Genomic DNA, 11,770 nt, shown 5'->3' with positions numbered 1-11,770 from the left:
AACGGGTATTCTGTCAATCCCCTGCGCATGCGTCCACCGCAAAGCGCAGTCTTACGTTGAATGCCTGGCTCTGACCCGGCGCAAGCTGTCGTATTCCGCGCTTATTCTCTGCATTTCCGTCAAAATCAGGCGCATCGGTCGTCCCGGCGAGCGGCTCGATACAGAGCAGGTCAGCACCGGGAACGCCCCAGAGTGCCATCCAGTCGTGTTCAGCCGTTTCAAGCGTCATAACGGCTGTTCCGTCAGGTGAGCAGACCCTGATCTGTTGCTGCTGGCAGTCTCCGAAGTAAATGGCACCATCACGGAATGATGCCCCTGTCAGCGGAAAGGACGTAATTGTCTGAGTCTGACCTTCCGTTATCAGCGTTCTGTTACGGGTCGTAAAGGGCCCCCTGACAGCCTTTTCATCAAACGTCACATGCCAGCCCGTTTCGCTGGCCACTGGCAGTGCGAACCCTGGGTGCCAGCCAATGGAATACCAGAACGGCTGGCGGTCATCATTAAAGACATGTTGTGTCACACTGAACCCGTTTTCATGCAGCGCGAGTTGTAACTGAACCCGCCAGCACCATGGCCATAGGCCCAGAGTTTCAGGTGTGGACCGGGCTTCCAGCACCAGGTGCTTAACACTCTGCTCAATGCAGGTAAACGTCTGACCTCGCAAAAAGCCGTGTGCTGGTAGCGGCAGGAACTGTCCGTCAACACGGACTCCTTCATGGACAAGCGCCCCGACCACCGGAAACAGCTGGGTGGCCGAGTTATTCCAGACGCCTGGCTGCGGTTGCTACAGCCATTCACGGCCAGCAAATTTATCGCGGATACTGGATAGTTCAGCGCCTGTCGCGTTCACTGCGACCAGATAGCGATCGTTTTCAAGCTGCCAGACGCTCATGGTCACTCTGTCCTCAGTAACAATCGGGTCTGATAAACCAGCGCCTTATGCCGGTCTCCGGTAAAACAGGCGTCAATCAGGGTGAAGATGTCCATTTCTACCAGTAAATGTCCGACCGGGAAATGCTTCAGAAGCTCTTCCTGAGATAAGCCCTGTTCCCTGGCTGCACTGATGACAAAGCGTAACGCCTCTTCCACGCCATGATGCTCACAGCGATACTCTTTCTCTGTCCAAAGGGTGTGTCTGGCCCAGCGCTCAGCAAAGGCCTGCTCCCGCTCTGGTGACAGGGTGTCCAGTTCGAAACGGGCGTAGAGTTCCGGTGGTGCATCATGCAACCGCATCATCCTGGTCATCGCCTGTGCATACTGAAACACACGTTCGCTGTCGTGAAGAGGACGCATCTGCTGCGGATCGGCTTTGAGGTCGAAGAGTTTATCTCCGAACCGCCACGGATTCAGATACCCGAAGGTTGCAGGGATTTGCATGACCTGCGCGCCCTGTGTGAAATCAAAGCCGGGATGGATGCTGATGTTCTGCAGTTCACTCGCTTTGAACATACTGTCGATCCGGGTCGGCATCAGGGTGTATTCATACAGATTCCCCTTCATTTCCTCCCGCGGACAACGCATATAGGCATAGTCGCCGTCGGTGATATTGATGTGGTCGCCAAAGTAGCCAAACATCGCATAATCACGTACCGGGGTGTCATTTTCCACCGCCGGACGCAGCGGTTTACCGGTCATGGATGGCGGACGTGGAACATCGAAATACTCCAGCAGAGTCGCCGGAATATCGACAGTCTGTGCCAGCGCGCTGCGGCGAACGCCTTCGGATTTACAACGTGGATCGCGGATAAAGAACGGCGTGTTAGCGATTTCGTTGTACACCGGCATGATGTTCTTGCCCCACCACTGATGCTCACCGAGTAGGAAACCGTGGTCGGTACAGACGATAAACATTGTGTTTTCCCACAGACCCAGCGCTTTCAGCTTGTCCATCACCTGACCAAGGTAGTCATCACACATGGTGTGGAGTCGGGCAACCTTTGTACGTTTTTATCCCCGCCAGGATACGGCGGCATGGTGTGACGGTATTGAACAGGCGCTTTTGGCCTTTGGCGGAACACCGAGACATCTCCTGTTTGATAATGCCAAGACCATTATTCTTGAACGTGACGTTTATGGCGATGGCCGTCACCGGTGGAACCCGCCATTACTGGCTCTCGCCGAAAAGTACGGTTTTACTCCCCGGGTGTGCAGGCCTTATCGCGCAAAGACCAAGGGCAAAGTTGAACGATTCAACCGCTATCTGAAGCATAGTTTTGTCGTTCCGCTGGCCACCACGTTTAAACAGGCCGGTCTGCTGCTTGATGTCGACTCAGCCAACAGCCGCATTGGGCCATGGCTTATTACCGTGGCTAACGCCCGCAATCATGGCACGACCGGTGTTCCGCCAGAACAGCGGCTGCAACAGGAGTGGGCTGCGCTGCTTCCCCTGCCGAGAGTGGGGAGGACGGTACCCGTAGCCACGGATACCGGTTCAAGCCCGGCACTTTCAGGTCTGCCACAGCTATCTGTCCTATAACCGGAAAAACATCCCGCTCCAGTGAATGCCAGATATCACCGGTATGAACTTCGGAAATACCACTGGTTTTTTTAATGGCGAACCACCTCGTTGCTACATTAACGAACAGGCTGTCTTTGGCTCTTTTTTCCTGCTCAGCCTCGTCCTGCTCCTGTTTTTTGGGATCGATACCTTTAATCAACAGCGCGATACATTCATCGTGAAGGGCACGCACGGCAGCAGCCAGCGTCATGGCAGGATATAATGCCCAGTGTAATGTTGGTACGCGTTGCGGAATTGGGGCGCTGGTAACGAAAATACCAGATTTTCTTACCAGTAGTCCTGATGGAAAGTGTCAGTCCATGACCATCAGTCAGATCGTAATCCTTATCGGCGGGTCTTGCTTTTTGTACTGCGACGGCAGAAAGCAGGTTGTGTGTTCCGCTCATCATTCACCCCTTGATTATCGTAAAAAAACCAAACGACAGGAGTGGTGTAATATTCTGTACCCGCAACCTTTTATCAGCTATAAAACAGAAAATGGCCTATGCAATTTATCTTTCCAGTACATAGGTCACTGGGGTCATTTTGCACCTGACACCTCAATATGTGCTGAGGGTATTATAGAAACGAAAAAAAACCGTATACCTATGACGGCTATACGGTTCTTTCATTCTGAGAAGTATAAATACATCTCGGAATAGATAAGTGGCGGAACGGACGGGACTCGAACCCGCGACCCCCTGCGTGACAGGCAGGTATTCTAACCAACTGAACTACCGCTCCACCGATTCTGCTACGATGTATCATCCTGATACTTACCCCTCATCAGGGCTCACTTTCCATGCTCAGAACTACTTCCGTAATTCTGTTGGCTATCAGATATCTCTGCTAGCACGTGTTTGATGCCTGGCAGTTCCCTACTCTCACATGGGGAGACCCCACACTACCATCGGCGCTACGGCGTTTCACTGCTGAGTTCGGCATGGGGTCAGGTGGGACCACCGCGCTATCGCCGCCAGGCAAATTCTGTTTCATCCCGACCGTCACACTTCCGTGTAACCATCAGAACCAATCTCGGAACATCACTGAAAATATATCGTCTCTCTTCCAAAACACCTTCGGTGTTGTAAGGTTAAGCCTCTCGGGTCATTAGTACTGGTCAGCTCAACGCATCACTGCGCTTACACACCCAGCCTATCAACGTCTTCGTCTTAAACGTCCCTTCAGGGGCCTTTAAGGCCCAGGGAAGACTCATCTCGGGGCAAGTTTCCCGCTTAGATGCTTTCAGCGGTTATCTCTTCCGCACGTAGCTACCGGGCAATGCAATTGGCATCACAACCCGTACACCAGTGGTGCGTTCACTCCGGTCCTCTCGTACTAGGAGCAACCCCCCTCAATCTTCCAACGCCCACGGCAGATAGGGACCGAACTGTCTCACGACGTTCTAAACCCAGCTCGCGTACCACTTTAAATGGCGAACAGCCATACCCTTGGGACCTACTTCAGCCCCAGGATGTGATGAGCCGACATCGAGGTGCCAAACACCGCCGTCGATATGAACTCTTGGGCGGTATCAGCCTGTTATCCCCGGAGTACCTTTTATCCGTTGAGCGATGGCCCTTCCATTCAGAACCACCGGATCACTAAGACCTGCTTTCGCACCTGCTCGAGCCGTCACTCTCGCAGTCAAGCTAGCTTATGCCTTTGCACTAACCTCCTGATGTCCGACCAGGATTAGCTAACCTTCGTACTCCTCCGTTACTCTTTGGGAGGAGACCGCCCCAGTCAAACTACCCACCAGACACTGTCCGCAACCCGGTTCACGGGCCCACGTTAGAACATCAAACATTAAAGGGTGGTATTTCAAGGTTGGCTCCACGCAGACTGGCGTCCACGCTTCAAAGCCTCCCACCTATCCTACACATCAAGGCTCAAGGTTCAGTGTCAAGCTATAGTAAAGGTTCACGGGGTCTTTCCGTCTTGCCGCGGGTACACTGCATCTTCACAGCGAGTTCAATTTCACTGAGTCTCGGGTGGAGACAGCCTGGCCATCATTACGCCATTCGTGCAGGTCGGAACTTACCCGACAAGGAATTTCGCTACCTTAGGACCGTTATAGTTACGGCCGCCGTTTACCGGGGCTTCGATCAAGAGCTTCGCCTTGCGGCTTACCCCATCAATTAACCTTCCGGCACCGGGCAGGCGTCACACCGTATACGTCCACTTTCGTGTTTGCACAGTGCTGTGTTTTTAGTAAACAGTTGCAGCCAGCTGGTATCTGCGACTGCGCAACGCTCCATCCGCAAGGGACTTCACCTCGCACAGCGTGCCTTCTCCCGAAGTTACGGCACCATTTTGCCTAGTTCCTTCACCCGAGTTCTCTCAAGCGCCTGAGTATTCTCTACCTGACCACCTGTGTCGGTTTGGGGTACGATTCGATGTTACCTGGAGCTTAGGGGCTTTTCCTGGAAGCGTGGCATTTGTCACTTCGACACCGTAGTGCCTCGTCATCACGCCTCGGCGTTGACAGCGCTCCGGATTTGCCTGGAGCACCCACCTACACGCTTAAACCGGGACAACCGTCGCCCGGCCAACATAGCCTTCTCCGTCCCCCCTTCGCAGTAACACCCAGTACAGGAATATTAACCTGTTTCCCATCGACTACGCCTTTCGGCCTCGCCTTAGGGGTCGACTCACCCTGCCCCGATTAACGTTGGACAGGAACCCTTGGTCTTCCGGCGTGCGGGTTTTTCACCCGCATTATCGTTACTTATGTCAGCATTCGCACTTCTGATACCTCCAGCAATCCTCACAGACCACCTTCAACGGCTTACAGAACGCTCCCCTACCCAACGGACATATCCTTAAGTCAACTCGACGTAATGAACGCTTTGACGTCGCGGCGCTCCGTCAATCGGTTTTCGCATAATTGTCTTAAGTGATATGTCCGCTGCCGCAGCTTCGGTGCATGGTTTAGCCCCGTTACATCTTCCGCGCAGGCCGACTCGACCAGTGAGCTATTACGCTTTCTTTAAATGATGGCTGCTTCTAAGCCAACATCCTGGCTGTCTGGGCCTTCCCACATCGTTTCCCACTTAACCATGACTTTGGGACCTTAGCTGGCGGTCTGGGTTGTTTCCCTCTTCACGACGGACGTTAGCACCCGCCGTGTGTCTCCCGTGATAACATTCTTCGGTATTCGTAGTTTGCATCGAGTTGGTAAGCCGGGATGGCCCCCTAGTCGAAACAGTGCTCTACCCCCGAAGATGACTTCACGAGGCGCTACCTAAATAGCTTTCGGGGAGAACCAGCTATCTCCCGGTTTGATTGGCCTTTCACCCCCAGCCACAAGTCATCCGCTAATTTTTCAACATTAGTCGGTTCGGTCCTCCAGTTAGTGTTACCCAACCTTCAACCTGCCCATGGCTAGATCACCGGGTTTCGGGTCTATACCTTGCAACTTGACGCCCAGTTAAGACTCGGTTTCCCTGCGGCTCCCCTATTCGGTTAACCTTGCTACAAAATATAAGTCGCTGACCCATTATACAAAAGGTACGCAGTCACCCCACCCCAAAGCACTCACCGCTTGTCTTGTGTGTTGGGCGTCGCAAAAGACGCGCCGCCACCGCGATGCTGCTGTTGCGGTGCCTTCATCACCAGAGAATGCTTTGGTGGTGGGGCTCCCACTGCTTGTACGTACACGGTTTCAGGTTCTGTTTCACTCCCCTCGCCGGGGTTCTTTTCGCCTTTCCCTCACGGTACTGGTTCACTATCGGTCAGTCAGGAGTATTTAGCCTTGGAGGATGGTCCCCCCATCTTCAGACAGGATATCTCGTGTCCCGCCCTACTCGTCGAACTCACAGCAAGCGCATCTTTGTGTACGGGACTATCACCCTGTACCGTGCGACTTTCCAGACGCTTCCACTGATGCACAAACTGATTCTGGTTCTGGGCTCTTCCCCGTTCGCTCGCCGCTACTGGGGGAATCTCGGTTGATTTCTTTTCCTCGGGGTACTGAGATGTTTCAGTTCCCCCGGTTCGCCTCATGTCACTATGGATTCATGACATGATAGTGTGTCGAAACACACTGGGTTTCCCCATTCGGGTATCGTCGGGTATAACGGTTCATATCACCTTGCCGACGCTTTTCGCAGATTAGCACGCCCTTCATCGCCTCTGACTGCCTAGGCATCCACCGTGTACGCTTAGTCGCTTAACCTCACAACCCGAAGGTGTTTCTTCTTTTCTGAATGGCTGCGCCTCATGAATACTGCGTTGTGCCGTACTCGGTATGCTCATGGACATCACGTCCACTGCGCTTCCTCCGTGCGGTACGCCTTGTCTTCATCGGGCTCGCTCATTCATCGATTCGGAATATCCGGGATGCGATTATTTGAGAGACTCTGATACAGCCAACTCCCGCCATCAAGGCAGGTTTCGCTGTATCGTTTCAATTTTCAGCTTGTTCCAGATTGTTAAAGAGCAAATAACATAAACCTGACTATCGCTAATCAGCTTTAGGTTATCGTCGACCGTGCCTTTCACCCACTGTCATTTTTGGCGTCCCCTAGGGGATTCGAACCCCTGTTACCGCCGTGAAAGGGCGGTGTCCTAGGCCTCTAGACGAAGGGGACACATCATGTCGGCTTCGCTGACGCGCGCTCTGTTTTCATCAGACAATCTGTGTGAGCACTTCACACAACGGCTATCTTTGGTAAGGAGGTGATCCAACCGCAGGTTCCCCTACGGTTACCTTGTTACGACTTCACCCCAGTCATGAATCACAAAGTGGTAAGCGCCCTCCCGAAGGTTAAGCTACCTACTTCTTTTGCAACCCACTCCCATGGTGTGACGGGCGGTGTGTACAAGGCCCGGGAACGTATTCACCGTAGCATTCTGATCTACGATTACTAGCGATTCCGACTTCATGGAGTCGAGTTGCAGACTCCAATCCGGACTACGACGCACTTTATGAGGTCCGCTTGCCCTCGCGAGTTCGCTTCTCTTTGTATGCGCCATTGTAGCACGTGTGTAGCCCTACTCGTAAGGGCCATGATGACTTGACGTCATCCCCACCTTCCTCCGGTTTATCACCGGCAGTCTCCCTTGAGTTCCCGCCATTACGCGCTGGCAACAAAGGATAAGGGTTGCGCTCGTTGCGGGACTTAACCCAACATTTCACAACACGAGCTGACGACAGCCATGCAGCACCTGTCTCTCAGTTCCCGAAGGCACAAGTCTGTCTCCAGTCTCTTCTGAGGATGTCAAGAGTAGGTAAGGTTCTTCGCGTTGCATCGAATTAAACCACATGCTCCACCGCTTGTGCGGGCCCCCGTCAATTCATTTGAGTTTTAACCTTGCGGCCGTACTCCCCAGGCGGTCGACTTAACGCGTTAGCTCCGAAAGCCACGGCTCAAGGCCACAACCTTCAAGTCGACATCGTTTACAGCGTGGACTACCAGGGTATCTAATCCTGTTTGCTCCCCACGCTTTCGCACCTGAGCGTCAGTCTTCGTCCAGGGGGCCGCCTTCGCCACCGGTATTCCTCCAGATCTCTACGCATTTCACCGCTACACCTGGAATTCTACCCCCCTCTACGAGACTCTAGTCTGTCAGTTTTGAATGCAGTTCCCAGGTTAAGCCCGGGGATTTCACATCCAACTTAACAGACCGCCTGCGTGCGCTTTACGCCCAGTCATTCCGATTAACGCTTGCACCCTCCGTATTACCGCGGCTGCTGGCACGGAGTTAGCCGGTGCTTCTTCTGCGGGTAACGTCAATGAAACACTCTATTAAAGCGCTCCCCTTCCTCCCCGCTGAAAGTACTTTACAACCCGAAGGCCTTCTTCATACACGCGGCATGGCTGCATCAGGGTTTCCCCCATTGTGCAATATTCCCCACTGCTGCCTCCCGTAGGAGTCTGGACCGTGTCTCAGTTCCAGTGTGGCTGGTCATCCTCTCAGACCAGCTAGAGATCGTCGCCTAGGTGAGCCATTACCTCACCTACCAGCTAATCCCATCTGGGTTCATCCAATGGCGTGAGGCCCGAAGGTCCCCCACTTTGGTCTTGCGACGTCATGCGGTATTAGCTACCGTTTCCAGTAGTTATCCCCCTCCATCAGGCAGATCCCCAGACATTACTCACCCGTCCGCCGCTCGCCGGCGGGGAAGCAAGCTTCCCCCCGCTGCCGCTCGACTTGCATGTGTTAGGCCTGCCGCCAGCGTTCAATCTGAGCCATGATCAAACTCTTCAATTTAAGATTTGTTTGATATGCTTCCGAAGAAGCGATGCTCAAAGAATTTATAACTGTTTATTCGTAATGAATTTACTGTCAGTCACTCTTCAAGTCTTTTCGTATTGATTACGATAGGGTCCTGTGAGTGCCCACACAGATTGTCTGATTATATTGTTAAAGAGCGTTCGCCGCGGCACTGCCGCTGACGTGAGGTCGCGTATACTACGCCATCCTCTTGCAGAGTCAACGAATAATTCGTTTTTCCCGGCCTGACTCTGCGTTGTGTTGTTCACCAGCGCCGGGTCAGTGGAGGCGCATTATAGGCACTTCTCCTGGCCTGACAAGGGGTAATTGCAAAAAAAAATTCGTTTGCTCACTTTTGAATCAATGCGCTTTTGCATGGAACTTTATTGAGCATTAATCGCTACTTTTACAAGCAAAAGACCTGAATAACTAAATTCAGGTCTTTTGCTTGTAACACATGTCAACATAACTATTGATGCGCGACGATCGTATCTCCCTCAACATCTAACGTCACGAGTTTACCGGGAATTAACTTGCCGGACAGAATCTGCTGGGCCAGTTGGTTCTCAATTAACTGTTGGATAGCTCGTTTAAGCGGTCGGGCCCCATAAACCGGATCAAACCCCAACTCTCCAAGTAGCGCCAACGCAGGTTCGGTAATCGTCACGCTGTAACCTCGCTCTTCCAAACGCTGGTACAAACGTTGAAGTTGAATCTGGGCAATAGAAGCAATATGTGCACGCCCCAAGGGATGGAATACCACAACTTCATCAATTCGGTTGATAAATTCAGGACGGAAGTGATGACTAACAACCTCTAGCACCATGTCACGCATCTGGGTGTAATTCATGTCGCCGAAGCGTTCCTGAATTAAATCTGACCCCAGATTAGACGTCATGATAACAACCGTATTACGAAAATCGACTGTCCGCCCCTGACCATCAGTAAGACGCCCATCATCCAATACCTGCAACAAAATATTGAATACATCCGGATGTGCTTTTTCCACCTCATCCAGCAAAATCACCGAGTAAGGACGACGGCGCACGGCTTCCGTCAGATAACCCCCCTCTTCATACCCAACATATCCCGGAGGGGCGCCAACCAGACGCGATACAGAATGTTTCTCCATAAATTCAGACATATCAATACGAACCATGGCATCGTCACTGTCAAACAGGAATGAAGCCAGTGACTTGCAAAGTTCAGTCTTACCGACACCAGTTGGTCCCAGGAATAGAAATGACCCAATGGGACGATTTGGATCAGAGAGTCCGGCACGGCTACGCCGAATAGAGTTGGCGACTGCCTCAACCGCTTCATCCTGACCAATCACACGCTGATGTAACGCATGCTCCATGCGTAACAGTTTTTCACGTTCGCCCTCCAGCATTCTGGAGACAGGAATACCGGTCGACCGCGCCAGTACTTCGGCGATTTCCACATCTGTAACCCGGTTACGCAGTAGATGCATTGTCTTGCCTTCTACCAGGGTCGCTGCAGCAAGCTGTTTTTCCAATTCGGGGATCTTGCCGTATTGCAGTTCTGACATACGTCCCAGATCACCCTGACGACGCGCTTGTTCCAAAGTGATTTTCGCTTGTTCCAACGCAGCTTTAATATTCTGAGTCCCCGTCAGAGAAGCTTTTTCCGCCTTCCATTCTTCCTCTAACTTCGAGTATTCACGCTCTTTTTGCTCCAGTTCAGTACTTAACAGCTCCAGGCGTTTCAGGCTGGCTTCATCAGACTCTTTCTTCAACGCCTGCTGTTCCAGCTTCAACTGGATAATACGGCGATCCAATCTATCCAGCGGTTCTGGTTTAGAGTCGATTTGCATACGAATGCTTGATGCCGCTTCATCGATCAGATCGATAGCCTTATCTGGTAATTTACGATCGGCAATATAACGATGAGATAACATAGCAGCAGCGACTATCGCCGGATCGGTAATCTGTACATGGTGATGTAACTCATAACGTTCTTTCAGACCACGTAGAATCGCGATGGTATCTTCCACGCTTGGCTCAGCGACAAACACCTTTTGGAAACGTCTCTCAAGTGCGGCATCTTTTTCGATATACTGACGGTATTCATCCAGCGTGGTTGCGCCGACACAATGCAATTCACCGCGAGCAAGCGCAGGTTTCAGCATATTACCTGCATCCATCGCACCATCAGCCTTGCCAGCACCGACCATGGTATGTAGTTCATCAATGAACAAGATGACATTGCCTTCCTGCTTCGAGAGGTCGGTTAGTACACCTTTCAGGCGCTCTTCAAACTCACCACGGTATTTGGCTCCTGCAATCAGCGCGCCCATATCTAACGATAAAACGCGTTTATTCTTTAATCCTTCAGGAATTTCCCCATTGACAATACGCTGTGCAAGCCCTTCCACAATTGCGGTTTTACCTACGCCAGGCTCACCAATGAGTACCGGGTTGTTTTTTGTTCTGCGCTGTAATACCTGGATAGTACGGCGAATTTCTTCATCCCGGCCAATAACGGGGTCCAACTTGCCTTGCTCGGCACGCTCGGTTAAATCAATAGTGTATTTTTTTAAAGCCTGCCGCTGATCTTCTGCTCCCTGCTCATTCACCTGTTCTCCTCCCCGAATCTGTTCGATCGCTTTAGTCACGTTTTCCTCGGTAGCGCCAGCGTTCTTTAGCACATCACTGAATGTGCTTCGGGACTCTAAAACAGCCAAGACAAACAGTTCTGAAGAAATAAATGTATCGCCCCGTTTTTGGGCCAGCTTGTCGCAGATATTTAAAGTTTTTACCAGTTCATTGGATGGCTGAACATCGCCACCAGTCCCTTCTACCTGTGGTAAGCGACCTAATGCCTGTTCAATGGCACTTTTAAGATTGACAACATTTGCGCCCGCCGCCGTTAACAAAGGGCTAACCGTGCCACCTTCCTGGTTCAGGAGAGCACTCATCAGATGAAGTGGTTCAATAAATTGATGATCCCGCCCAAGTGCGAGAGATTGAGCATCGGCGAGGGCAAGCTGGAATTTATTGGTAAGACGATCCAGACGCATAACTCCTC

Annotated in this window: 5 protein-coding genes, 2 tRNA genes, 3 rRNA genes and 1 pseudogene; 1 reads left to right on the top strand and 10 read right to left on the bottom strand. The window is 52.0% G+C overall.

What is annotated here, in order from left to right:
• Window positions 1-13: 13 nt before the first annotated feature.
• Together RS889_RS05480 and RS889_RS05475 are read right to left on the bottom strand one after the other, a co-directional pair.
• Entirely contained in the window at window positions 14-736 is a 723-nt protein-coding gene (locus RS889_RS05480) for an aldose epimerase family protein (protein WP_315709712.1), read from the bottom strand.
• Between the two features lie 158 nt (window positions 737-894).
• Window positions 895-1,917, bottom strand: a complete 1,023-nt coding sequence (locus tag RS889_RS05475) for a sulfatase/phosphatase domain-containing protein (protein WP_315709711.1) — start codon at window positions 1,915-1,917, stop codon at window positions 895-897.
• A 4-nt stretch (window positions 1,918-1,921) separates the two neighbouring features.
• Between RS889_RS05475 and istA the strand changes: the two are divergent.
• A pseudogene (istA, locus tag RS889_RS05470) lies at window positions 1,922-2,413 on the top strand (IS21 family transposase); the annotation flags it as partial.
• Here the strand turns inward: istA and RS889_RS23745 are convergent.
• The 8 genes from RS889_RS23745 to clpB form a co-directional block, all read right to left on the bottom strand.
• Window positions 2,310-2,708, bottom strand: coding sequence for a phage integrase central domain-containing protein (locus tag RS889_RS23745; protein WP_425475113.1), 399 nt, complete (start codon window positions 2,706-2,708; stop codon window positions 2,310-2,312). The pseudogene istA and the gene RS889_RS23745 overlap by 104 nt on opposite strands.
• On the bottom strand, window positions 2,671-2,907 hold the full coding sequence (locus tag RS889_RS05465; protein ID WP_315709710.1) for an integrase arm-type DNA-binding domain-containing protein: 237 nt from the start codon (window positions 2,905-2,907) through the stop codon (window positions 2,671-2,673). The genes RS889_RS23745 and RS889_RS05465 overlap by 38 nt, the downstream gene beginning before the upstream one ends.
• Window positions 2,908-3,164: 257 nt before the next feature.
• Window positions 3,165-3,241, bottom strand: a tRNA-Asp gene (locus tag RS889_RS05460).
• Between the two features lie 121 nt (window positions 3,242-3,362).
• A 5S ribosomal RNA gene (gene rrf, locus RS889_RS05455) occupies window positions 3,363-3,478 on the bottom strand.
• Window positions 3,479-3,586: 108 nt separating this feature from the next.
• Window positions 3,587-6,677: ribosomal RNA gene (locus tag RS889_RS05450) — 23S ribosomal RNA — on the bottom strand.
• Window positions 6,678-7,016: 339 nt separating this feature from the next.
• Window positions 7,017-7,092: transfer RNA gene (locus tag RS889_RS05445), tRNA-Glu, on the bottom strand.
• A gap of 81 nt (window positions 7,093-7,173) precedes the next feature.
• A 16S ribosomal RNA gene (locus RS889_RS05440) occupies window positions 7,174-8,716 on the bottom strand.
• The 16S, 23S and 5S rRNA genes sit together here with 2 tRNA genes alongside, the layout of an rRNA operon.
• Before the next feature lie 472 nt (window positions 8,717-9,188).
• On the bottom strand, window positions 9,189-11,762 hold the full coding sequence (clpB, locus tag RS889_RS05435; protein WP_021017019.1) for an ATP-dependent chaperone ClpB: 2,574 nt from the start codon (window positions 11,760-11,762) through the stop codon (window positions 9,189-9,191).
• Between the last annotated feature and the right edge of the window lie 8 nt (window positions 11,763-11,770).

Source organism: Brenneria uluponensis (genome assembly GCF_032395385.1).
GTDB lineage: Bacteria > Pseudomonadota > Gammaproteobacteria > Enterobacterales > Enterobacteriaceae > Prodigiosinella > Prodigiosinella aquatilis.
Note: the sequence above shows the minus strand (reverse complement) of the source record. Positions and strands in the feature narration are given on the sequence as shown.